A 26424-nucleotide genomic window follows, 5' to 3' on the forward strand; every position below is an offset into this window, starting at 1 on the left:
CTGTACGGCATCGGCAACTCCCCGGAGCAGGAGCCGGACGGTGCGGTCACGCCGGACTTCCTGCACGCCCCGAGGTTCCCCGGGCTGTTCACGCAGTCGGACTACCTGGACCTCTCGGACAGCTATGGGCGGGCCGCCGCCGAGGCTTTGAGTAAGGATTCGATGCCGAAGAAGCAGGTTCAGGAGGCTCTTGTTCTCCTGGATCAGCTCTTCAGCGCGCCGACCGTGCCTTCGTTCAGGAGAACTCGTTTTGTGCGGCGGCTGCTCGGCATCTCCTCACCGCAGGGCGCCGACACCGACGCTGCCGTCCAGAAGCTGCTGGACACCGGCAACCCACCGTCGTTCGACACGCTGATGGCTGCGTTCGAACGAATCGCTCCGTACTACTTGGAACAGAACGGGGCTATGCCACAGGGCATGACCGGCATCGAGCAACGGGGCGCCGCCTGGGATGCCGCGATGCGCGAGCGCGGGTACAGCGGATCGGCCGACCTGACGGAGGCGCAGGAGGAGCAGGCATGGAACATCGGGTTGATGCTGCACGCCTACCAGGAACTCAACGTCCCGGGCGGTGACGCGTTGATGTTCCGTGACGCGGTTGCCGGGTGGTATCTGTCGCGTGAGAGGGCGTTGCCGTGGGAGTGGTTCCTGGACGTCTCGCATCGGGCGGGGATCTGGGACGAGGACGTGGAGCCCGACCCCTGGCGGACGGATCTGTCCCGGGTGCACGGCTGGATCCACGGCACCCTGGATCCCGGGGGACGGCTGACCAAGGATTCCGATGACGTGTTGAAGGCCGCGTTGCGGGTACCGCCGCATGTGACGGCGTACGCCGAGCAGATGACGAAGGCCGCCGGTCAGACGACGAAGGGCGCCGAAGAGACGGCGAAGGATGTCGGCCGGCCTCTGCCGTCGTTGCTGAGTGACCGGGTGACCGGGTTGGGCGACTGGGTCGATCCCGCCCCGGTGCTCGGGAAGGGGCTGAGCCACTTCACGGCAGCGGAGGGTTCCGAGGAGGCCGCTTGGTGGCAGGAGCGTCGGGAGGCGCTGGGCGGTCTGCTGACCGACCCGGCCATGGTGAGCATGTTGGGAGAGCTGCCGTCCGGGTACTCCATGGCGTTGATGCTGGCTTCCGGTCCCGATGCGGCGTTCTTCACGCCGGGGGTGCTCGGGGAGGGGCCGGGGGCGTTGGACCGGGTGCGGGAGGTGATCCGTGACATCGGCCGGCAGGCGGATCCACGGGACCGGGCGGCGTGGCCGTTGCTGATGCTGCGCGACCCCGGTATCCGTGCCGCCATCGGCCCGGTCGCTTCGAAGACCATGGTGGAAGCGGCGGTCGAGCGCTTCGCCGCCCGCGCGGATGCGGGGCTGCTGGACGAGATCCGTGGTCATGCGGCGATGGCCGAAGAGGCGCTGGACATGCTGCCCGCGAAGCCCGCGGACACCGGCCCGGTGCTCTATACCGTGACGAGCCAGGACACCGCGTCGTTCACGGCCGGGGCCAAGGAGTTGTCGTTCGCTCCGTTCCGTCCCGGGACGGCGGATCTGGGTGTGGCGCTGAAGGGGCTGAAGGATCAGGCCAAGGGTGCTGCGGCCGGGAGCCGTCCTCCGTTGGTGATCGAGGTCGTGGGGTCCTCGGCGCGCGAGCTGTCCGTCTTCAGCCGGACGCCGTCACAGCGCCTGGTGACCTCACCGTCCGCCGTGACCCTGACGGTGCGCGACGTGCGGTACGCGTACGACGCGGAGACCGGACTGCGCTACGTGTATGTCGTCGCCGAGGAGAAGGCCCTGCCGGCCACCGGGCCGGCCTGGAACGACGACGTCCTGGCGCGCAAAGTTCTGACTCCGGACGGAACCGGAACGCAGTTCGGCCTTACGAGCTACACCGCACCGGACCACTCCATAAGGGTGGGGATGCACGAGCGTCTGCCCGCGGTGACCAACTACACCATCCTCGACGCGCAGAACAAGCCTCATCACCGCAAGCCCTGGCCACAACCAGCCACCCGGAACGTGCTCGGGCCCGGATACATGCTCTTCGCCGCACACGGCTCGAGCGACTACGTCAAAGTGCTGGGGAAGTTCGGGCCCAAGTATATGAGCGGCACCCAGACCGGAGCCTGGCTCGGCGTCCGGCTGGCGGAGGAGGACCCGAAACGGGAGCTGCTTCTCCTGATGTGGAGCTGTCTCGTGGGCGCCGCGCGCCCGGCCCTGCTGACGGTGGCCAAGCAGGCCGCGGACGCCGGGCGGCGCGACGTCGTCGCGTCGAACGTGATCGTCGCTCCGCCTAAAAACGAACGGGACACATCCGCCTATCTCATCGAGACGTGGGGCTCGCCCAGTCCCGAGATCCACACGTTCCGGCCGCGTGGTGAGCACGAATCGCTTCCGCAGGCGACCAACGCCGCGGCGCCGTACCTCGCCGGTCAGGCAGCGGGATATGCCCTGCCGTACTCGTTGTGGGAGGAGTTCGCCGAGACCTACGACGACTCTCTGCGGGAGTGGCTCTTCCACGACGTGGCGCTCTCCGAGTTCATGTGGGGAGTCGCGAGGGAGACCGTGCATCCCGACATCCATGCGAAACTGGTCGACCTGGCCGACATCGTGTGGAATGCCGCGGTGGCGAGGTATCCCGGCATCAAGTACAGGCCGGCCCTCAGTGAACTCGCACGGACACAACTCGCGGAAGAGCGCGGCATCCACGTCCCCGGGAACCAGGTGCCGAGCACAGTGGCGATGTACCGGTGGTACCGGGACCAGAGGCTGCCCAGTGACGAGTTCCCCATGTTCGTGAAGGCTGTCTTCGCGTGGGGATTGGACAGGAAGATCCCCCTCGGCTCGCTCTTCGCCGACCTGCATATGTCCGGGATGAGCGGGAACCAGGCGGTGCTCACGGCAGCGTTGGCCGGCAACGGGGCTCATCTGTACGGCCTGGCCGACGCCGTGTTCGCGCCCCGCACGAATGTGTCCTCCGATAGCCTCGCGAGCGGCCTGCGCCTGCCGCATTGGCAGACCTACGCCCGGGACATGAGGCATGTCGGGAACGCTCCCGACGGCATCCAGGTCCCGAACGGCCTGACGGAGGCGGTGCGGACGCTGTCGGACTCCGTGGAAACCCCGTCGATCCCGATCGGCAGGCAATCCGAACTGGGCCGCCGGAGCTGGGCGGCCAGGCACAACGCGGCGCGAAAATGGAAGGCCCGCTACCAGGGTTCACCGCTGTCCGGTCTGGACCCCGCCCATGTCACTGCGTTGTACCTGCTCACGCACGAGGCGAGCCGTCCGTTCCTCGATGCCAACCTGCTTTCCGGTAGCCAGGGTCCTGTACGGCTGGAGTCGACGGTATGGGCAGCGATCGCGCGGGCAGCGGACCAGGCCGAGCACGGCCAGGCGCCCCGTCTGCCGTTGCTCCTGCGCTACCCCCGCCTCCAGCAGCAGTCCAGGAAACTTGCGACCATCGACCCGGACAGCGACGAATTCGACAGCATTCGGGAAGAGATGCTCGGCCTTGCTCCTGCCCTGGCCGACAGCCTCCGTGACCTGGTTGCGTTCCATCGGGGTCTTGCGGTGGAGGGTCTTGCGGCGTTGCCGCCGGTCGGTGGCACGGTCTATTACGCGATGGTCGCGCCGGAGGGTGGATCGGCCGGGGATCTGGGTCGGATCAATGTGCCGGAGTTGCACCGGGTGACGCTGGACCGGGACGAGGCGTTGCGGTGGTTGCGGGATCTGCCGTCGTCTGTGCCCGGGTCGCGTCGGGTCCTGGTCGAGGTCGCGAACTCGTCGGCTCGCGATCACACGGTGCTGGCGCATGATCCCGGTGAGAGTCATGTGCGCTATGCGCACGCTGCCACGTTCGATGTGACGGGGCGGGACGAAGCGAGCGACGGCGACGAGTACACGGTGCTGCGGGCCGTGGAGTTGCCGTCGGTCGATCCCCAGGAGGAGCAGCGGGCCGTCAACGCCGTCATCACCGCGACGCCGTTCCTGACCGACCGCGGCCCCGCCAGTAACGCGAGCAAGGGACCGGAGGGCAGCGGAGACGTCGCCTCGTCCGGCGTGCCCGAGGACGACGGCGCGCGCGACAGCGGCATGCAGGACGACATCGGCATGCGTGGCGACATCGGCGTGCCCGAGGACATCGACGAGATCAGCCCGCTTCCGCCCGAGAGCGCCGGAGTGCAGGATGACGACCCCTTGGGGCGGGATCCGGAGCTGGGCGATGAGGTGAACCTCGCCCTGACGAAGATGGGTTGGACCGGCGATCCGGTGGATCCGGCGGAGGTGGCGGCTCGGCATGCCCAGCTGCCGAAGTACTGGCGAGGGCCGGTGCCCCGTCTGAGGGGCGACCGGGCCGAGCGCATCGCGCGCGGGATCATGGAGCGGGAAGAGCCCGGACTTCTGGGCGGAGCCCCGGGCGACGACGCCGACGTGGAGATGTCGTCGCCCCCTCCCGAGGCCGCTGCGCACGGTCCTCACAGCTCATCCGTGATGCCCGCTGTGCTGTACACCAGCGACCCGGAACGCTGGAGGACCCTCGCGAGGGACTTCGAGGAGAAGCTCGGCGACATCATGGCAGCCGACGCCAAATGGCTGCCGGCCTTGCAATTCGGCATCAGGCACCTCCACTTCCACCTGTCCGACAAGACCCTGTTCTTCGACTCTCCCGAGGACCCCGGCTTCGACTACGACGCCGAGCTGGCCAATCTGCTCGACGAGGACAACCCGCCTTCGCTGAGCGACGCGATGCGGGCCTTCGTGCTGGCCGCCCCGTCCCACGCCGAGCGGGCACAGCTCGCCGAACCCCCGGCTGAGGAAACTCTGGCCGAGCTGAGCGCCACACTGGAACGGCTCGGGCATCCGGCCGACGGGAGCGCCGGAAACATCGAGCGCGTGCAGCAGGCCGAGGCGCTCATCCGCGTCTACCGGAGCGTGGTTCCGCAGGAGGGCAAGCAGCTGAGTTTCCGTAACGCCGTGTTCGGGTTGATGCTGTCGCAGAACGAATCCCCCTCACTGGCGCAGCTGCTGGGCGCCGCACAGCGGGCCGGAGTGTCCGAGCGGGACGGTTCGCGCCTGCTTGAGCCGGACTTCAGGACCACGTCATCCGTGGAGGCAGACGCGTCCCAGCTGTACGGGCTGGTGCCGTTCCTGTTCGATCCCACGAGCCGCGCCGGGGACAAGGCGCTCAAGAAGGCGGTGAAACGCCTGCCGCACGAGATCCGGTACGGCGAATGGGCCGGCGGTCTGCTCGCCCCGGACATCACCGGCGGCATGGCACTGAGCGGGCTCGCCGCTCAGCTGACGGAGGGCATACCGTCGGGTGACGCCTCCCATGAGGGGACGGTCGGCTGGCGGGCCCGCCAGGACGCCTTCCGACAGTGGGCGCTCGCGAACCGCCGCACCCTCACGAACATCACCAAGCTCCGCGACGGTCATCGTGTCGCGCTCTTCCTCCTGGGCGGCCCCGACGCACAGCTGATGGACGAGCGGATCCTGAACGGCGGAGTACAGGGCCGCGAACTGCTCGAACAGCGCATCCTCGAAGGCCTCCAGAGGCTGAACAGCCTGGACCAGGAAGCCGCACTTGCCTCCCTGCCGCTGGTGGTACTGCGCGACCCACGAGTGCGCCACTTCGCGGAGCATCCGGAGACGCGGTCCGACGGGGCCCTGGCAGAGGTGGCCGCGTCCCTGGCGACCGACAACCTGATCGCGGAATTGGGCGTGCACGCGATGATGGCCGGCAAGGCGGCGACCCTTCTGACGGAGAGCCGCGGCCCGGTCTACTGGGCCGAGTGGCACGAGCAGGGTCCAGGAGCCGACCGACTGGCTGGCGGGCTGACGTTCAGCCGCCCTCCGCTCTTCCAGGCGCGGTCGACCATCGAGGCCGCCGTCAAGGACGCGTTCTCGCGGGAGGAACCGTACACCGCGGGTCGACGACTGGTCGTCTACTCGGTCCAACGCCCCGGCGCGGCCTACGACTATGCGTCCTTCGCGCGCTTCCCGGACCACCAAGTCGTGTTCCCCGGGGCGCAGAAGTACGTCGTCACGGGGCACGAAGGCGTCCGGAACCAGATGACTCCTTTCGTCGCTTCTCCGGGGAAAGCGACCGCAGGCGGTCTGGAGTACTCTCTCGTCACGCTGGACCGGATCGATCAGCCTGCCCAGCCCTGGCAACAGCCGGTCATCACCCGTGAGGTGCGCACACCCGGCGGAGTCCCCTTCGGCAATGCCAGCCACTCCGGCCCGGACTGGATCAACAGGCTCGTCCGCTACCGCCGCCTGCTCGACATGGCGGAGGGCACCATGCAACTGGACGAGTCGAGCCTCCCTCTGCCGGTCCCGGTGGAGACCGGCCTGCGGGCGGACGGCAAACCGGCGTTCACGATCTGGGGATCGCACGGCAAACGCGGAGCCCTCTCGGTCCTGACACCCGAGGGCCGGAAGCAGGTCCTCGGCTGGTGGGCGGGCAGGAGCGGCGCGGAGTTCATCAGGTCGCAGGGCCTCGGCCCCGGCACCAAGCAACTGCTGAACGCCTGCCATGCCGGCTGGAGCACCCAGGGCATGCCCGCCGCCGCCCAGGCGGCCGCCGACGAACACGCCGCAGCCGCCGAGACCGTCGGGCCGACCGTCAGCGTCACGGCGACGCAGATCACCGATCCGTACCAGAGTCCGTCCGCACGGCTCCGTATCAACGCCGCGGGCACCTGGCAGACCTTCCGGCCCCGGGGCACGAGGACGGCGGGGGAGGAGACCGCCGCCTTGCCGCTCGCCGGACAGGGCAAGCGGTACCGGGGCATGTACCGCAGGGCGGGCTGGGAGACGGCCGCCAGGGGGCACGAGAAGTCCGTCGGGCAGATGCTCAGCATCTCGCCCCAAACCAAGCGCTACGTGCAGGACTTCGCCGACGCCCTGAACGCGTCAGGGAAGTATCAGGTCCACATCACCGATGACATGAAGACTGCCACGGCCATGATGAAAGCCGTCCACAAGGCAGTACGGCAGGTTCATCCGGACGGGACGTTCACCCTTGCTGCGGACGACGCCGCCGGGGACCAAATGCGTACGGTGCGCGGTCTGCTGGTGCGCTCGGGCCCGATTCCCAGCATGGCGCCGCTGTTCGATGCATACGAGGCCATCGGGTTCCAGGGCGGCCACGACGGACTCCTGCGGGCCGTACTCGCCTTGCACCTGCCGACCGCCGGCCGCACCCTCGCGGAGATCCTGGGCGAGTACGGCGATATCGCCCAGGATGACAAGGGCGTGGACGTCGACCTGCTCAGGCACGCGCTGCTCGGCGACGCCGCGGACCTCTATGGATGGACGCACTCCAATCTCTTCCGAATCCCGGGCGACATCGGAAGTCTGCAGGCCAAATTCGGCTCTGCCTGGCAGCTTCCCCATCATCAGCTGTATCTGAGCGACATCAGTCCGCAGACCATCAACGTCAATCTGTCCGGGAAGGTGGGCAGGCTGCTGCCCGCGCAGATAGCCGCCCTGTTCCTCGCGGCCCACAGCCCTGACCTGCGGTTGCTGGGTACGCGGCTCGCCAGGGAGTGGGGCGGGAACGACCGCCGGGACACCGAGATCGGTGACACGATCAACGAGGCCATGACGACCGGCTCGCTCGACTTCCCGCACCTGCTGATGGACCATTCCGGATTCAAGGCGCTGGCCGACGAGGCCGGCAGCATCACCGATCGGGCGGACCCCAGGTTCGGTGTGATCCACGAGAAAATGACGGCCCTGATCCCGAAGCTCGCACGGGTGGGCAAGCACTTCGGTGAGCACCTGGGACTGCTGGCCGAAGGCCTGGCGGCGCTGCCGGAGACCCACGCGCCCGTGTACGTCGGGTACATCGCCCCGGGAAACCTGGACGGACACCCGTCGGCCGGGCTGGGTTCGCTGAGCGTCCCGCAGTTCCAGCCAGCCGCGTTCGACCCCGCCGACGCCTTGGGCGGGCTGGGCGCACCAGCCGACGGTCACCGGGTCGTGGTGGAGATCGCCGGCACACAGGCCCGTAACATCTCGTTCGCCGCGAACGGCCGCCGGCTGGCGATGCTTCCGTGGCAGACGGACGTCCACGTCACCGAACGCCATGTGATGTACGACGCGGACGGCAGCCCGTACGAGTTCGTGGTGGCCGAGCTGGGCCCGCGGCCCGCACCGGTGGCAGCCGACCCGGACCGCTCCGAATCGATGACGGAGGACGAGGAACTCGGCGCCGAGTACGACGCCGGCTCGGCGATGGAGGTGGACGACGGTTCGGATGATTCCGATTCCGATTCAGAATCCGAATCCGTTTTCGACTCGGACTCTGAGCCGGAGCAGGAGTCCGGTGCCGAATCGGACACCACGACACCCGGGCCTGCCGCGGATCAGGCCGCAGAAACGTCGGTTCCGCTGACGGGTCCCGTGTCACCTGACGCGGTGGTGAAGCTTGGTGCAGTTCCGATGGCGCCTGATGCCGCGCAGTCGGATGCGACGCAGGACCCGGACGCGCCTGGTACGGGCAGTGCGGTCATGCCGGACTTCCTGCACGCGCCGCGGTTCCCCGGGCTGTTCACGCAGTCGGACTACAGGGATCTCTCGGATCGCTACGGGCGGGCTGCCGCCGAAGCCCTGAGCAAAGATCGGTCGGCCAAGGGAGTGGTTTGGTCGTTGCTCGGCTATCACATCCGGTTCTTCAGGACCGGCTCCGGCTTCGACGCCGCTACGACCGCGTGGTTCGTGAGCCGGGTCCTCGGTCAGCAGCCAGCGCCGGGTGGCGACACCGACGCTGCCGTGCAAGCGCTACTCGCGAGCGACGATTTCGACGTGACGATGGGAGCCCTCGAACGGGCCGTTCTCGCCTACGCGGAGCACGACGGATACAAGACGCCCGGGAAGCCGGTCTTTGTCCGTCCGCGAGGCGCCGCCTGGGATGCCGCGATGCGCGAGCGCGGGTACCGCGGATCGGCCGACCTCACGCCGGAACAGCAGGCGCAGGCCTGGAACATCGGGCTGATACTGGAGCTGGCCAAGCACCTGAAGCTTCCGAAAGCCGACGCGTTCCTCCTGCGTGACGCGGTTGCCGGGTGGTACCTATCGCGTGAGGGTGCGTTGCCGTGGGAGTGGTTCCTGGACATCTCGCATTGGGCGGGGATCTGGGACCCACAGATCGAGCCCGAGCCCTGGCGGACGGATCTGTCCCGGGTGCACGGCTGGATCGACGGCATCCTGGATCCCAGGGGACTGCTGACCGAGGATTCCGATAGACCGTTGAAGGCTGGGCTGCGGGTGCCGCCGCATGTGGCGGTGTACGCCGAGCGGATGAGGAAGGATGCCGGTCAGTCCTCGCCGTCTTTGCTGAGTGACGGGGTGACCGGGGTGGGGGAGTGGGCTGATCCCGCCCGGGTGCTCGGGCAGGAGCTGAGTCACTTCCCGGCGGTGGAGGGTTCGAAGGAGGCCGCGTGGTGGCACGAGCGGCGTGAGGCGCTGGGTGGTCTGCTGGCCGACCCGGCCATGGCGGCGGCCCTGCCATTCCTGCCGTCCGGGTATTCGATGGCGTTGATGCTGGCTTCTGGTCCTGATGCGGCGTTGTTCACACCAGGGGTGCTCGAGGAGGGGCCTCAGGCGTTGGACCGGTTGCGGGAGGTGATCCGTGAGGTCGGTCGGAAGGCGGATCCGGGTGATCGGGCGTCGTGGCCGTTGCTGATGCTGCGCGATCCCGGTATCCGCGCTGCGATCGCTTCGTCCGATCCGGCGACCGTGGTGGAGGAGGCGGTCGGGCGTTTCGCCGCCAGCGTGGATGCGGGGCTGCTGGATGAGGTCCGTGGTCATGCGGCGATGGCCGATGAGGCGTTGGACATGCTGCCGGCGAAGCCCGCGGAGACCGGTCCGGTTCTGTACACGGTGACGGGCGAGGACACCGGGTCGTACACCGCTGGGGCGAAGGAGTTGTCGTTCGCTGCGTTCCGTCCTGGGACGGCGGATCTGGGTGTGGCGCTGAAGGGGCTGAAGGAGCAGGCGAAGGGTGCCGCGTCCGGGGGCCGTCCTCCGCTGGTGGTCGAGGTGTTGCGGTCCTCGGCGCGGGAGGTGTCGGTCTTCAGCCGGAAGCCGTCACAGCGTCTGGTGACCTCTCCGTCCCCGGTGACCCTGACGGTGCGTGAAGTGCGGTACGCGTACGACGCGGAGACCGGACTGCGGTACGTGCACGTCCTGGCCGAGGAGAAGCCCCGCCCGGCGGCTGCGGTTGCCTGGAACGACGACGTCATGATGCGCGAGGTGTTCACCCCGCAGGGACACAAATTCGGCTACCGAAGCCTGAGTGCGCGGGATATGCGGTTCGCAAAGAGCGACGAGTCAATCGTGCGCCTTGCCAGGGCGAAGAACTACAAGATCAGAAGCGAGAGCGGGTTGTCCGCGGCCACGCGTTGGCCGCTGCCGGCGGTGGACGATGAAACCGGCGAACCTGGGTTCATGGTTTTCAACTGGCACGGGTCGCGCTACTACTCCGAGGCGGTGGGTCGGTTCGGCCTCCGGTTCATGAGTGCTTCCCAGAATGCGGCGAAGGCCGAGGTGCTGCTGAAGGACGTGGACAGCAGCGTGCCCGTCCTGTCGTGGGCCTGCTGGACGGGTGCCACGCCGCCGGACCTGCCGTCGATGGCACAGCGGTGGGCCAACGCGTGGCAGCGACGCGACCTCTACGCGGGCAACCAGGTCGTGGATTCACCGATCGACGACAGGGACGACAACGCGTACCTCCTCGCGCCATGGGGCTCGGGCAGTCCCGAGATTCTGAAGTTCCAGCCGCAGGGCCAGCATGGTGCGCCCGCGCGCCCGGTCGGCCACGCGGCGCCGTACCTGGCCGGCCACGCCGCCGACTACAGGCAGTCCCACTCGCTGTGGAAGAAGGATGCGGAGACCTACGAACGCGCCTTGGGCGAACGGCTGGCCGGCGACGAAGAGTTGCTGGAGCTGATGCGGGACACCGCCAAGAAGGTGCCGAACGCCGCCGTGGATCCGGGGACCTCCCTTTCCCAGCTCGGGGACGCCGTATGGGCCGACGCGGTGAAGAGGTATCCCGGCAGTACGTACTCCCCGGGCTTCGACGCGGATGCGCGGGTGCAACTCGGTGAGGGGCGGGGTATCCACGTACATCGCTACCGGGTCCCGGATACGCGGGCGATGTACTGGTGGTACCGGGACCAGGGCCTGTCCGCGGACGCCTTCCCTTCGTTCGTGAAGGCCGTCTTCGCGTGGGGACTGGAGAAGCGGATCCCCCTCGCCTCGCTCTTCGCCGACCTGCTCACGTCCGGGATGAGCGGGAACAAAGCGGTGCTCTCCGCGGCGCTGGCCGGCAACGGGGCTCATCTGTACGGCCTGGCCGATGCCGTGTTCGCGCCCCGCGATGGGCTGTCTCGCGAGGACGCGGCCGGCCTGCGTCTGCCGCACTGGGGGGCCTACGCCCGGGACATGGGGTATATCGAGGGCTCCGACGACGGAATCCACGTCCCGCGCGGCCTGACGGAGGCGGTGTGGACGCTGTCGGACCCTGGGGAGCACCAGCAGCCGTCGGCTCCGGGCGGTGCGAAGTCGGGGCTGGGCCAGAACAGTTGGGATGCCAGGCGTATCGCGATGCGCGAGTGGCAGGCCCGCTACCAGGGGTCGCCGCTGGACCGTCTGGACCCGGCTCATGTCATCGCCCTGTACCTCCTCACGCATGATGAGAGCCGGCCGTTCTTCGACGCAGGCGCGCTCCAGAGCGGCCAGGGCCCGGATCCGGTGCGCAAGGCGATCGAGGACGCGGCCACCCGGGCGAAGAACGGCGAGACCGCACAACTACCGCTGCTCCTGCGGTCCCAGCACCTGCGAGAGCCGTTCGCGGACTTTCAGACGGCTCTGGATGACAACGCACTCGAGGCCCAGGAGCTGCTGGACGAACTGCTCGGTGAGTCGGCTTCCAACGAAGTCCGCAGGTTGCGCAGGCTGGTTTCGTTCCATCGGGGTCTTGCGGTGGAGGGTCTTGCGGCGTTGCCTCCGGTCGATGGCACGGTGTATTACGCGATGGTCGCGCCGGAGAGTGGTTCTGCCGGGGAGCTGGGCCGGATCAATGTGCCGGAGTTCCACCGGGTGACGCTCGACCGGGAGGAGGCGTTGCGGTGGTTGGCGGATCTGCCGGCCCCTGCGCCCGGGTCGCGTCGGGTTCTGGTGGAGGTCGCGAACTCGTCGGCTCGTGATCACACCGTGCTGGCGCACGATCCCGGTGAGAGTCATGTGCGCTACGCGCACGCCGCCACGTTCGATGCCACGCCGGGGTCTCTTGAGGAGGCCACGGCGAGTGACGGCACCGCATACACGGTGCTGCGGACCGTGGAGTCGCCGTCGGCCGATCCCCAGCAGACACAGCGGGCGGTCAAGGCCGTCATCACCGCAGCGCCGAAGAGCAGCTTTGACGGAAACACACCCGCCCCGACACAGCCCGACAGCGGCTCCGGCGGCTACGCGGGTGAGCAGACGGGCGGGAGCGCAGTCGTGGGCCCGTTCGGTGTGCTCGAGGACAACGGCGCACGCGACACCGGCATGCGTGACGACGTCGGCGTGCCCGGGGATGCCGACGAGATCACCCCGCTGCCGCCCGAGAGCGCCGGAGTGCTTGACGACGATCCCTTGGGGCGGGAAGAGCCCGGACTGCTGGGCGGAGCACCCGGTGACGACGCCGACGTGGAGATGTCGTTGGCTCCCTCCGGGCCCCCGGCGGGCGGTGTTCCCGGCTCTTCCGCGATGCCGGATTCGGACGCCACGACACCCGGACCTGCCGCGGATCATCCCGCAGAAACGTCGGTTACGCAGACGGGTCCCGTGTCACCTGACGCGGTGGTGAAGCAGGGTGCGGTTCCGATGGCGCCTGTTGCCTCGCAGTCCGATGCGACGCAGGACCCGAACGCGCCTGGTAAGGCTGGTGCGGTCCTGCCGGACTTCCTGCATGCCCCGAGGTTCCCCGGGCTGTTCACGCAGTCTGACTACCGGGATCTCTCGGACCGCTACGGGCGTCATGCCGCCGAGGCCCTGAGCAAGGACCCGTTGCCCAAGGAACAGGCTCGGGCGATGCTCGAACTTCTGGTCCAGCAGTTCAGGAGCGGGCCCGGTGTCGACGCTGCTACGACCGCGTGGTTCATGAGCCGGGTCCTCGGTCAGCAGTCACCGGCGGGCGGCGATCCCGCGGCAGCGGTGCAAGCCCAGCTGGCGAGCGACGATTTCGGCGTACTGATGGGAGCTCTGGAACGGGCCGTTCTCGCCTACGTGGAGCGGCACGGTTATACGGCACCCCCGATCGCCATCCAGCTGCGGGGCGCTGACTGGGATGCCGCGATGCGCGAGCGCGGGTACCGGGGATCGGCCGACGTCACGCGAGAGCAGCAGAAGCAGGCTTGGAGCATCGGGTTGATGCTGCAGATGGCCAAGCACCTGAAGCTTCCGCAGGCCGAGGCGTTCCTCCTGCGTGACGCGGTGGCGGGGTGGTTCCTGTCGCGTGAGGGTGCGTTGCCGTGGGAGTGGTTCCTCGACATCTCGCATCGGGCGGGGATCTGGGACGAGCAGGTGGAGCCCGATCCCTGGCGGACGGATCTGTCCCGGGTGCATGGCTGGATCCACGGCACCCTGGACCCGAGGGGGCGGCTGGCCAAGGGTTCCGATGACGCGTTGAGGGCCGCGGTGCGGGTGCCGCCGCATGTGGCGGCGTATGCCGAGCGGATGAGGAAGGATGCCGGTCAGTCCTTGCCGTCGTTGTTGAGTGACGGGGTGACCGGGTTGGGCGAGTGGGCCGATCCCGCCCTGGTGCTCGGGCAGGGGCTGAGTTACTTCCCGGCGGTGGAGGGTTCGAAGGAGGCTGCGTGGTGGCACGAGCGGCGGGAGGCGCTGGGTGGTCTGCTGTCCGACCCAGCCACGATAAGGATGCTGCAGAAGCTGCCGTCCGGGTACTCGATGGCGTTGATGCTGGCTTCCGGTTCCGATGCGGCGTTCTTCACGCCGGGGGTGCTCGAGGGGTCGGGGGCGTTGGACCGGTTGCGGGAGGTGATCCGTGACATCGGTCGGCAGGCGGATCCGCGGGATCGGGCGTCGTGGCCGTTGCTGATGCTGCGCGACCCCGGTATCCACGCCGCTATCGGCTCGGACGCTTCGAAGGCCGTGGTGGAGGCGGTGGTCGGGCGTTTCGCTGACGGCGTGGATGCGGGGCTGCTGGATGAGATCCGTGGTCATGCGGCGATGGCGGATGAGGCGTTGGACATGCTGCCCGCGAAGCCCGCGGACACCGGCCCGGTGCTCTATACCGTGACGAGCCAGGACTCCGTGGCGTATACCGCTGGGGCCAAGGAGTTGTCGTTCGCTCCGTTCCGTCCTGGGACGGCGGATCTGGGTGTGGCGCTGAAGGGGCTGAAGGATCAGGCGAAGGGTGCTGCGGCCGGGGGCCGTCCTCCGCTGGTGGTCGAGGTTGTGGGGTCCTCGGCGCGGGAGTTGTCGGTCTTCAGCCGGAAGCCGTCGGAGCGCCTGGTGACCTCTCCGTCCGAGGTGACCCTGACGGTGCGCGAAGTGCGGCACGCGTACGACGCGGAGACCGGACTGCGCTACTTGCAAGTTCTCGCCGAAGAGAAGCCCCAGCCGGCGGCCGAGATTGCCTGGAACGACGACGTCCTGATGCGCAAGGCGTTCACCCCGGACGGAACGCAGTTCGGCCTTACGAGCTTCTCCGCACGCGAGATGCAGAGATCAAGCCGCACCGCGGAGAGGGCTTCCTCCAGAGAGTGGAACGTCGAGCATCTCGCGGAGGTGAAGCACTACAAGATCAAAGTCAAAGGCCAGACCGGGGCGCACCTGCCCAAGCCTTGGCCGCTGCCGGCGGCGGCCGACGGGACCGGGCGGCCCGGGTTCGTGGTTCTCGGCGGGCATGGATGGTTCTACTACATCAACGTGCGGGGTCGGTTCGGGCCCCGACACATGAGCGCTTCCCAGTTCGCGGCCAAGGCCGCGGTGCTGCTGAAGGACGTGGACAGCAGCGTGCCCGTCCTGTTGTGGTCCTGCTGGGTGGGTGCCACGCCGCCGGACCTGCGGGCGCTGGCGCAGCTGCTGGCCAATGCACTGGGGCGCGACGTCTACGCGGCCAACCAGCCCGCGGAAGCGCGGGTCAACGAAAAAGACAACACCGTCTCCCTCCTGGCGTCATGGGGCTCGGGCAGTCCCGGGATCCTGAGGTTCCAGCCGCAGGGTCAGCAGGGTGCGCCCGCGCGCCCGGTCGGTCACGCGGCGCCGTACCTGGCCGGGCAGGCCGCGGGCTACGCGCAGCCGTACTCGCGGTGGGAGAGATACGCGGAGGCATACGAAGCTGCTCTCGTCAAACGGTTGTCCGGCGACGAAGAGTTGCTGGAGCTCATGCGGGACGCCGTCAAGAAGGTGCCGAACGCCGCCGTGCCCCCGGGAGCCACCCTTTCCCAATTCGGGGACGCCGTGTGGGCCGACGCGGCGAAGAAGTACCCCGACCACGCGTTCTCCCAGGGCTCCAGCGTGGCTAGGCAGAGGCAACTCGAGGAAGAGCGGGGCATCCACGTCTACCCGGACCAGTTGCCGAGCACCCGGGCGATGTACTGGTGGTACCGGGACCAGGGCCTGCCCAGCGAAAAGTTCCCCACGTTCGTGAAGGCCGTATTCGCGTGGGGACTGGACAACGAGACCCCTCTCGCCTCGCTCTTCGTCGACCTGCACATGTCCGGGATGAGTGGGAACAAGGCGGTGCTTTCCGCGGCGCTGGCCGGCAACGGGGCTCATCTGTACGGCCTGGCCGACGCCGTGTTCGCGCCCCGCGAGGGTCTGTCCCCCCAGGACGCAGCCCGCCTGCGCCTGCCGCACTGGCAGGCCTACGCCCGGGACATGAAGTATGTCGAGGACACCCCCGACGGTGTCCGCGTCCCGCGCGGCCTGACGGAGGCGGTACGGACGCTGTCGACCCCCGGGGAGCACCAGCGGCCGCCCTCCCCGACCGGCCCGAGGCCGGGGCTGGGCGAGGACAGCTGGGATGCCAGGCGCATCGCCATGCGCGAGTGGAAGGCCCGCCACCAGGGTTCACCGCTGGACCATCTGGACCCGGCCCACGTCATCGCCCTGTACCTCCTCACGCATGACGCGAGCCGGCCGTTCTTCGAAGACGGCCCACTCCAGAGCGGCCAGGGCACGGATCCGGTGCGCAAGGCGATCGAGGACGCAGCGACCCGGTCGAAGAACGGCGAGACTTCGCAACTGCCGCTGCTCCTGCGGTCGCGGGATCTGGGACGAACGTTCAGGCAGTTTCAGGAGGCCGTCGATCCGGAAAACTCGGGACCTTACGAAGCCGACGCCGAGGAGCTGCTGGAGGAGCTACTCGACGAGCGGGCCCCTGCCGAGGCCGACAGGTTGCGTGGGTTGGTTTCGTTCCATCGGGGTCTTGCGGTGGAGGGTCTTGCGGCGTTGCCTCCGGTCGATGGCACGGTGTATTACGCGATGGTCGCGCCGGAGGGTGGAGCGGCCGGGGAGTTGGGTCGGATCAATGTGCCGGAGTTCCACCGGGTGACGCTCGACCGGGAGGAGGCGTTGCGGTGGTTGGCGGATCTGCCGGCCCCTGTGCCCGGGTCGCGTCGGGTCCTGGTCGAGGTCGCGAACTCGTCGGCTCGTGATCACACCGTGCTGGCGCACGATCCCGGTGAGAGTCATGTGCGCTACGCGCACGCCGCCACGTTCGACGTCACACCGGGGTCTCTTGAGGAGGCCACGGCGAGTGACGGCACCGCGTACACGGTGCTGAGGACGGTGGAGTCGCCGTCGGCCGATCCCCAGCAGACGCAGCGGGCCGTCAAGGCCGTCATCACCGCGGCGCCGAACAGCAGCACTGCCGGAAGCACGCTCGCCCCTCCGGCGGACGTGACCGTCCCCGAGGAGGCAGGGGAGACCTCCGGTACCCAGCAGGACGTGGATTCCCCGGAGGAGGGGGGTACCCACGACTCCGCCTCGGTCACCGTCCCCGCCCCACCCACCGTCACCACTCCGGACGGTGTCACCACCGTTGCCACCAGCGGCCAGGAAAGCCCACTGCCCGACTTCGTGACCGAATACGGTGCGCACCACGACGGCCACATGGGCCTCGTCAACGTCGAGACCCTCCCCGACCCGGTGATCGAAGGCCTGCACACCCAGATCATCCGGGGGCTCGGTATCGACCCGTCGACCGCCGCCGCCGATCCGGTGCGGGCTCAACTCCGGAGCGACGTCAGCGCCGCGCAACTGACGAGGGACTTTCCCTATCTGAACAGCCAGGCAGGACAGCGCTACACCGTCACGTACAAGGGCGAGGAGTACACCGTCGACGTGCGGCTCGGGCTCGCCGATCCGGTCCCTTCGGGTCGGTACGGCGAACACGGCGCCGTGGATCCCGGCAAGACCGTGGACCGGCGGGTCTTCGGCAGCCAGGACACCGCGGCGTCAAAGAGCTCCGGAACCATCCGCGCGGTGTCACTCCCCTGGACGGGCAGCTTCCCGATCGCCCACAGCGGCGTGGTTGCCAAGGTGGACGTGAGTACGAACCTCTCCTTGACGCACAACCAGTTCTCGTCCAGCACCTCTGTCGGCAGCGTCGTCCAGACGGGGACCGTCCAGAGCAGCGACGAGCCTTCGCACCCGATCGAGTACACCACCCGGTGGCAGATCCGTATCGACGGGGCGCCCCCTGCTTCACCACCGGCCGCACTGGAGGCATCGCCGGCGTCCGACTCACCCGGGACGGACGTCGAGGACCCGTCTTCGCCACCGCCCGCACTGGAGGCATCGCCGGCGTCCGACGCACCCGGGACGGACGTCGAGGACTCGCCCCATGACCCCGAATGGGGACCCAGTCAGGCGCACGGCCCGGTCACCGTGTGGTTCCCCGAGCATCTCGCCGTGGCTCCCCAGGAGGACGTGCCGGAGCCCGCAGCCCTCGACGACCTGCCGTTGTGGAGTGTCGACTCCGTGGGCGATCCCGTTCGTCTGCTGACGCAGATCCGCGACAAGTTCGCCACCGAACTCTCCGGCATCTCGGACACCTCGGCCGGCGAACTGGAGCAGTTCGTGTCGGAGGAGATGCTGCGCGCCACGCTGCCCCTCCAGCGGGACCGCGGCTACTACTCCCCGGTCCTCGTCGACGCCAATGGCGCTGCTCTGGGCATGTTCAAGCTGACCACCGAGGTGGAGCTCGGCGACCCCACGCATGCGTCGACCGACGGCAAGTCCAACCTCGAGGCGCACGTCATGCAGACCTCGAAGGTGGAGAGCTCCGCGAAGTACTCGAGTGGCATCGGGGTGGACGGAAGCGTGGGTCCGTCCTTCACCGCTGACTACACCGCGGGGCACAAAAAGGCCGGTTCGGTCCTCGGCGGCAGCCTCTCCGGCAAGGGCGGTGGCAAGTACCAGTCCGACATCGCGCTCGCCTCCGGTGGTGCTGCCACCATCGATCACGCCCTGCGCAGCGGCCACAGCAATCTCCTCACCCCGGCACGCGTGAAGCACCGGCTCACTTTCGTCCGGGCTCGCGGGGACAGCGTCAGCCACTCGTTGGGCCCCTGGGACGACGGGATGCGCCTGCGGATGCTCCCCAAGTCCGTGGCGCTGGGCATCGAGCACCTCCCGGGCGAAGGAACGCGCGAGTTGCCCGCCGAGCTCGAGAACCTCACGGGCCTCGGGATGTCCGCCGCCCTGCTGGAAGCCGAAGGTACCGAGGAGATGTTCGACCGGGCCGAGGCATGGTTGCGGGCAAAGGGGTACCTCCCGCCGGTGGCCCAGGAAAGCGGGATCGACGAGACCAAGGCCCAGGCGCAGTTGCGGAACCAGCGAACCCTGGACCTGGCCCGCTCCAAGGTCGGTCTGCGTGCTGCCGGCGACGCCATCCTGGACGGCGGACACGACATCTGGCTCGACGGGCCGAGCGGTACGGACTCCGACAAGGTGCAGCTGCGCCTCAGTGCCTTCCGTGACCGCGGATTCGCTCCCGGCGGCCGGACACAACACGTGCGTAGCCTCCCCGACGTCGAGGTCCTGGGCGTCGCCTCCTACGGCATCGGTGGTACCGAATCCAAGGCACACTCGTACCAGTACCAGTTCGGTTTCGGCGGTGGCCCCTCCGCCCCCCTGGGCGACCCGGTCGGCAAGGGGGGGAGTCTCGGCGGCAGCGGCGACTACACGTTCACCAAGCAGCACGGCCGCCAAGTCACACTCGGATCCGGGAACAGCCGCGATCAGGTGTTCATCGGCACCGACAAGGGGACCGAGGTCTTCGACGTCCCCGCGCAGCTGGCGCTCGACCTGTACCGGAGCCCGGACGACGAGATCGTCCGGTTCGCCGACCCTCTCAGTCATCCCGACGCCAAGCCCTCGCTCGCCACGGACGTCGAGCGGCCCGCGCCCGAACCCGTCCACACCACGGGAGGCCGACTCAGGCTCGCCGTGGAGCACCACCGCACCGTGCCCCGGGGCACGGAGCAAGAGCCCCCCGCGCAGCCCACGGTGCGGAGGGTGACCAACACCGACCGGCAACGACTCGCAGGTGTCGGGCCCGACGGCTTGCCGCTGGCCGGCGTCGTCCGGCTGCCCGACGACGCCCTCATGGACGTCCTGCCGGCATCCGCCGTGCTCAACGAGGCCTTCGACCAGATCGTGACCGGTCGCTACCCGGGCAGTCCGGAACGCGGTCGGCTCCAGAAGGCCGTCGATACCGTCGCCGCCGCCCTTCCGAGCAGCGTGACCTCCACCGCCGACAAGCTCTCCACCAAATTCGCCGGAGCCCACCCCACCGACCAGCGCACGACGTTCACCAAGGCGAAGCGCACGGCATTGGGCCCGGCCAAAACATTGGCCCACTCCCACCAGATCTTCAACGGCAAGTACGTCATCGAAGGCCTGACGCTGCCCGGCCTGGGAGTGGACCAGGAGTACTCCATCGAGCTCGAGGGCTACTTGTACGATCCCGACCATCGGGACGGCGCCAAGCAGTACATGGAGTCGGACATCACCGCCACCGACGCCGTCACACAGCAGTCGACCACCAGCGCCAGTCACCAGATCGCCGTGGCGGGCTCGGGCGCGTACAAGCAGACTCCGTCCAAGGGGGCGGCAGCCAAGGAGGCAGCGGCCAAGGGCACGGCGGCCAAGGAAGCGGCGGCGAAGGCGGCCCAGCCGGCACCGAAGGGCGTCACCGTCTCCGGCCGTTACGCCTACACCCGCCGCACCGACGAGGTCCACTCCCTCGGCGCGTCCACCTCCGTCACCCGCATTCCCACCGAGACCGGCACACAGCACCGCATCGGCACCACCGCCACCATCCTGATGACCGTCCGGCGAGGGCGGCGGAACGTCATCGACGGCACGGGTCCCGAGCCCGTCACCGTCGCTGTGGACGTACCTCTCGCGCAGTTCCTCGCCACCGACACACAACTCGCCCGGGACGCCGTATGGTTCGCGGGCATCGCGGGTCTGACGATCCCCACGCTCCCCGATGCCACCCTGCCCCTGCCCGACCGCTTCGCCCGGACCGGTGAGCTGGGCTTCGGGGGTGTCCGGTCCGTCCGCCAGTTCGCGGCCGACGGCCGCACCGAGCAGCGCGACCGTCTGGGCGATGAGCTCAGAGCCCTCGTCGAGCTCGAGGCGCCCGGATCCCTCGATCCCCAACGCCGCTCCTACCTGTCAGGTGTCAGGTCCCGGATCTCCGACCTGACGTCACCGACCAACCTGCAGGCCCTGCCCGGCAGGGGACGCCGCGGGGTCCAGCGTTTCCACTTCCTGTACGTTTCCAAGGGCGGTGCGCGCCTCGTCGAGGTCGCGCTCCGGGCCCGGCCCGCACAGGACACCGCAGGACTGCGCACCGTGCGTGGCAGGCCGGCCCCGGAAAGCGGCCAGGACCAGGCCGACATCCACGCCGCGGCGAACATCGTCACGGGCGCGTCCCATGTCCGTCAGCACACCACGACCGTGACCCCCTTCGCGAACTACCCCCGTCCCACCGACGACACGCGTCCCGACCGCAGCGGCTTCGCCGAGACCTACACGAAATCGAAGACAACGGCGTCCAAGGTCGCCATCACCGCCGACGACCGTACGTGGACGCGGACCGCGAACGTGGCCGATTACGACGTCGATTACCACTACACCGGTTCGGTGAGCTCCCAACTGGTCTGGTCCTGGCCGGTGGACGCGTTGGGCGGCACCGTCGAGGCCGGGGTGCTCGCCTTCTACGACGACGACGCGTCGCTCGCCAACTTCTTCAAGCGCGTCTTCTGGTACGGCCGGCCCACCCGCACGGCGATCGTTCCGGCCATGGTCAGCCTGCGCTTCGCCGGCTCCGAGGCGGCCAACCCGGCGACACCGACGGCGCCGCTCCCGCCGGCCGTCGGGACCGCCCATCCGCTTGGCCGGAGCGTCACCGACGGGCAGCGTCTCATCCCGACCGACCCCACCCCCGTGTCCGAGTTCAACGGCTACGAGGAGCTCGCGGAGGCCCTCATCGACGTTGACCCCGGCGTCCGCTCCCGGTGGCGGACCAACGTCTCCGAATCCGCCGAGACCACCGCCGCTCGCATCGGCGAACTGATCCAGGCAGGCCGGATCAGCCTGGACCGCCCCCGCGCCGCGGGCTTCATCGGCAGCATCCCCGGGGCCTTCCCCTCCGACTCGGACAACGCCACCACCCTGCAGATCGAGCTGCACAACCCGCGCCGCATCACCGACGCCGGGGACATCGCCAGGGACCGGGCGCGTCAGACCACGCGGTCCGCGACCACCACGCGGTCCACCGGCTCGACGTTCTCCACCACCGGACAGGGCGCCTTCACGGTGTCCGGCAGCCAGCTCCTCGGTTTCAGCGCCCCCCTGCTCGCGCAGCAGCCACAAGTCCAGGGAGGGGCGTCGGCCAACTCCGCCACCACCGTCGAGTGGCTCAAGACCGGCAAGAACGCCCTGCCCGCCGAGGGACGGGGCAACCGCAGCTACGAGACCATGGTCGACGTCATCATCACCGCCACCGGGCCCCTCGGCACCCGCTATGTCAGCGGCAGCAGCGAAACCCGGCTCTCCGAACGCGACGTGCTCGGCTACGGCATCACCGAGAACCCGCGGACCGACCCGCAGATCTACGATCTCCAGTCCCTCCTCGCGGACCAGTCGGCCGCCGATCTGCGCGACTGGGCGACCCACCCGATCGGCGAACTGCCCCAGGTCCTGGCCGCCGGACTCGACCCGGACGAGGACGCGGCGCAGCTGTGGCTGGCCCTCGGGCCGGACCCCGACGGTTCCCGTCTGGCCCGCGCTCTCTACGCCGGTGCCCGCACCGCCGTCGCCGCCGACCGGCCGCTCGAACTCGTACTGCGCACCGATGACGGCTTGCAGCACTGGACGTTCGACCGGTCCGGCCGGCTCGTCGGCGCCGACTCCGCCGATGGTGCCCAAGCGGACGCCTGGAGGGATCTGTACACATCCATCACGGATCACGCGGACGCGGTCGTCGCCCAGAACGCTGCCCTGGTCGAAGAGCTGGAGCAACAGGGTCCGCTTGACGAAGCCGACCAGGCACTCACCGAGGCGGAGGACGCGCGCAGGACAGCGGACGCCGAACTCGACAGGGCCGAAACCGAGTTGACCAGCACAGAGCAGGCCGCCGCCGCCTTGTCGGGCCGGCTGGACGACGCACGCGCACAGCGCGCCGGCCTGGAGGCCGAGACCCGGCGCATCCGCAACGAACTCCTCGCCTTCCCCGAGCGCATCCGGGGCGTCCAGGCCCGCGTGACCAGCACTGACAGCGAATCCCGCGCAGCCGAGGCACGCGCGGAGCACATCGCCCGGCAGCCCCAGGGAAGCGTGCCCGCGAGCCGCGTCCGCGAGGTCACCGAGCACGCGCAGCAGACCCGTGCGCGATGGGAGGCTGCCGTCAGGGAGCTCGACGACCTCCGAGCCGAACAGGCCCGGCTCCAGAGGGAGCTGAACACCGTCCGTCAGGCAGCCCACAAGGCCGACGGCGAGCTCGCCGACCTCGACTCGGCGTTCGCCGATGCGACCGCCGCGGCGGATTCCGCGCGCACCGCGCTCACCGAGGCGACCGAAGGACTCGAACGGACCACCGCACACCGCGACACACAACAGGGCCGGCTCCGGGAGATCAACGAGGCCATCAAGGCCGCCCTCGCGGAACAGGCCGCCCAGGCCGCCGCCCAGGGCGAGGCCCTCCGGCAGCTGCCCGACCTCGCCAGGGCAGTCGACGACAGCCGTCGTGCCACGGGCGAAGGCCTCGTCAGCGTTCCGCTGTCCTCGCTCGCCAAAACTCCTGCCCGCCGACCGGGCAGCAACCCACTGCGGCCCAAACCCGTCAACCCGCCGAGGCCCACACACGAGACACCGGCCCTGCCGGGTGCAGCCGCTGCTTCACCGGAGGAGGCGATCACGGGAGCCGCGGATCCGGCGACGGGGGCTTCCGTACCTCAGCTTCCGCCGACGGCCGCAGAGCCCGCTCCCGCAGCGGCCACAGCGTCGACAGCCCCCGCAGCGGCCACAGCACCGCCGGCGGCCCCTACCGCGGCGGCAGCGTCAACAACCGCGGCAGCGGCCGAATCGGCGCTGAAGCCGACGCCGGAGCAGTCTGAAAAGGCGACGCCTGCCGTCACCGGCGCTGCGCAGCCCGTGCCTGCCGCCGTAGTGGCCCCGCCGGTGTCCGCTCCCGAGGCCGCCGCCCCGCTGACGGCTCCTGAAGCGGCGGCACCGTCGACGGCCCCTGCAGCGGCCGCACCGGTGCTGAAGCCGACGCCGGAGCAGCCCGCCACCGCCGCGCCTGCCGCCACTGGCAATCCGCAGTCAGCCCCCGCCACCTCGCCGCCGGGCGCCGGGGCGGCGACGCCGGTTCCCGCTGCCGCCGCCCCGTCGGCCCCCGCCGAAACCGGGCCGCCGTCCGTCGACGCCGCCAGTACGCCTGCCGTTCCGGGGCAACCGGTGGCAAAGGCGGCTGAGACTGCCGGGACAGTGAAAACGTCCTCGTCTCCGGCGGTACCTTCACCTCCACTACCTCCGCAGCCGTCGTCGAAGCCTGCGAAGGTGGATCCCGCAGCGCCGTCGCCCTCGGAGGCCGGGCAGTCGTCGTCGGCAGAGCCCGCGCCATCGTCGATGCGCAAACCCGCCGCCGGTCGCCCCGTGCGCACCGTGGCCAACGGCGAGTGCCTGCTCTATGCCTTCCTCTGCGGCGCGCCGCAGCTCGTCCGGGACCGGCTGCCGAATCTTGCGGCCACCGCTCCCGAGGTCCACCAATGGCTGTCCGATCCCGCGCTCGTCCGTTCCACACTCCAGCGGGCTGCGGAGCACTGGTCGACGACCAAAACCCCGCTCGCGCACCGGCCGATGCTCAATGCCATCGAGGCCATGCGGGGCCACGTCGATGACTACCTCGTCCGGGCAACAGCCGAGGGCAGGCTTCCCTCTGTGGTCGTCGGGCAGCTGCGGGTGATCACCCTTTCGGACCCAGCCACCGGCCGCGCGGAGCTGCTTGCTCTCGCCGCCTCGTACGGCGTCGCCGACCAGGCGACTCTCGCCCTGCTCACTGATACCGAACTGCGCGAAGCGCTGGTCGGCCGGGAACCGGCGACATCGGAGGAACTCGCCGGTTTGCGGCACGCCGTCCAGAACTGGGAGAGGGACTGGGATTCGGCGTACGGCGAGACGTTCCTGCCCCTGCTGGCGCACGCCTTCGGCGTGCAGGTCGATATCGCATCCCTTCCCCAAGGCACCGATCAGTACGTCGTGAGAGATACCTACGGGCCGGAGTACGCCGGGGAGACCGTCGAGGTCCACTACAACGGGACCAACCACTACCAGGGGACCGACGCCGCCCCCACGAACGTGTCCACCTCTCACGTTGGCACGGCGTCCCCGCAGGCGACCGCGATGCCGGCTTCGTCGCAGCCGGTGCCGGTGCCGGTGGTGGCGGGTGGGCAGGCAGATTCTGCGTCTGCGAATGTGGCCGAAGCGTCGGCTTCGACTGTTGTGGCGGATGGGCAGGCACCTCCCGGGTCCGCGAATGTGGCTGAAGCGTCGGCTTCACCTGCTCCAGGTGCCGCCGAGAGCGGCTCGCATGAGGTGTCGCAATCGCCGGAGCAGTCGGTGACTGTTGTGGCGGATGAGCAGGCAGGCTCCGGGTCCGCCCAGGCGACTGCGATACCGGCTTCGTCGCAGGCAGTGCCGGTGCCGGTGCCGGTGCCGGTGGTGGATGGTCAGGCACATCCCGGGTCCGCGACCGAGGCCGAAGCGACGTCGGGTTCGGCCGGCTCGGTGGCCGCTCAGAGCGGCTCGCAGGAGGTGTCGCAATCGCCGGAGCAGTCGGTGACTGTTGTGGCGGATGAGCAGGCAGGCTCCGGGTCCGCGCAGGCAACCGCGATGCCGGCTTCGTCGCAGCCGGTGCCGGTGCCGGTGCCGGTGACTGTTGTGGCGGATGGGCAGGCGCATCCCGGGTCCGCGAACGTGGCCGAAGCGACGTCGGCTTCGCCCGGCCCGGTGGCCGCCGAGAGCGGCTCGGACGAGGCGTCGCAACCGTCCGAGCAGCAGGCCGGCACGGACGACGCGGGCACCCAGGCGCCCGATCAGGACACGCAACAGCAGGGTCCGGCCAATGGCGTCCCCGTTCCGTCCTTCGAGGAGGGCGTGTTGGCGGCCCTCGGCCAGGCGGCGGTCGCCGGGCTTCTGGACCGTTCCCAGTCGGTGCCGGTGGCCGAACTCGCTGCCGTCGGCGTGCCCCTGAGCGCCGGTCAGAACGCGCAGGCGGTCTTGCTGGGTGGCGCGCTGACCGTCGAGCAACTGGGGCTCACACCGCTGGATCACCTGCGCTGGCTGCTCGGTCGGCCCGACGTGGCCGGCGGCCAGCCCAACGGAACAGGTAGCGGCCCCGCTGGTGACCGGCTGGAGGCAGCTGCCGCCGCCGCGGCGCAGCGGCTGGGCATCGAGATCATCCTCGAGGCTCCGGGACGGGAACCGCGCTTCTTCGGCCGGGGCGCCGAACGGACCGTACGGCTGTTTTTCGACGGGGAGCGCTTCTACGTTTCGGAGAACGCGTCATGACGGTCCGGCGGCCCGGCACAACGAACCAATTCCACAACACCCGTGTCGGCGATCCGGTCCTGGCCGGTCAGGAACCGGGCGTGACCTGCCAGCCGCAAAGACGGTCGTGGGGTGACGATTCCTCGGGGGAGGAAGTTCTACGAGAAGTAGGAGATCCCGTACAGCCCACTGATCGGCCTCGCGCTGTATGGTGGCGGCGGGTTGGGCTCGGCGGCGGACGACGTCAGCGACATGCCGACGGTCCTCGTGCACACCGAGGACGAGGCCGGAGCCGCAGGACGGCAACCGCGGTCGTCCGGGATGGTCCGGTCCGGC

General features: G+C 69.4%; 1 protein-coding gene (cut by a window edge). It reads left to right on the forward strand.

Annotation, left to right across the window (positions count from 1 at the left end):
• Positions 1-26109: the 3' portion of a hypothetical protein gene (locus ACTWOL_RS28280; protein WP_474299627.1), read on the forward strand. It extends 13530 nt beyond the left edge of the window; 26109 of the gene's 39639 nt are visible here — the last part of the coding sequence; the start codon falls outside the window, past its left edge; its stop codon occupies positions 26107-26109.
• The last annotated feature ends 315 nt before the right edge of the window (positions 26110-26424 follow it).

Source organism: Micromonospora sp. IBHARD003 (assembly GCF_056106285.1).